Origin of the sequence: Pseudomonas sp. P7548 (assembly GCF_013386585.1) — a bacterium.
Lineage (GTDB): Bacteria > Pseudomonadota > Gammaproteobacteria > Pseudomonadales > Pseudomonadaceae > Aquipseudomonas.
Window position 1 is genome coordinate 1 of the sequence record NZ_JACARO010000176.1, and the last position, 990, is coordinate 990.

The 990-nt window shown below is 63.0% G+C and carries 1 protein-coding gene; it reads left to right on the plus strand.

Features of this window, described 5'->3' with window-relative positions:
- Positions 1 to 990: MFS transporter (locus tag HX803_RS32020; protein WP_178926060.1), on the plus strand; the 990-nt coding region annotated here is incomplete at both ends.

Here is a 990-nt window from a genome sequence, read left to right on the forward strand (position 1 = left end):
CGCAAGAAGATGTTCACCCTCAGTATTTTCCTGATGGCATTGCCGACCCTGGCCATCGGCTTGCTGCCGACGTATGCACAGGTCGGCCTGCTGGCGCCGGCGCTGTTGCTGTTGATGCGCATCATCCAGGGCGCGGCGATTGGCGGCGAGGTGCCGGGCGCGTGGATTTTTGTGGCCGAGCACGTGCCAGCCAAGCGGATTGGCTATGCCGTCGGTGTGTTGTCGGTAGGCCTGAACCTGGGGATTCTGCTGGGTTCGCTGGTCGCTACGGGTATCAACGGTGCTTACAGCCCCGAGCAGGTGGCCGAATATGCGTGGCGTATTCCGTTTCTGCTGGGCGGGGTATTCGGCTTGATGTCGGTGTACCTGCGTCGCTGGTTGCATGAAACGCCGGTGTTCGCCGAGTTGCAGCAGCGCAAGGCATTGTCCCGTGACGTGCCGCTGCGCACGGTGTTGCGCGAGAGTCGCGAGTCGATTGTGTTGTCGATGTTGATGACCTGGTTCTTGTCGGCGGGTGTGGTGGTGGTGATCCTGATGACGCCCGCCCTGCTGCAAGGTGTCTACCATGTCGCCCCCAAGGTGGCGTTGCAGGCCAATAGCCTGGCGATCATCAGCATGGCGCTGGGCTTGGTGATTGCCGGCAAGTTGTGCGACCGCCTGGGCGCTGGCCGGGTGCTAGTGGTTGGCTGCTTCGGCTTGATGGTGACGTGCTGGGCGCTGTACGCCAGCCTGGCTGGCCATCCGCAGTGGCTCTTCCCGTTGTACATGCTGACGGGGCTATTTGTCGGCACGGTGACCGCAGCCCCCTTCGTCATGGTGACGGGCTTCCCGGCGGCCGTGCGTTTCAGTGGCCTGTCGTTTTCCTACAACCTGGCCTATGCCGTGCTTGGCGGGCTGAGCCCGGTGTTTGTGTCGCTGTTGCTCAAGGAGAGCCCGATGGGCCCGGCCTACTATGTGGCGCTGGTGTGCGTCATGGGCATGGGGGTGGGT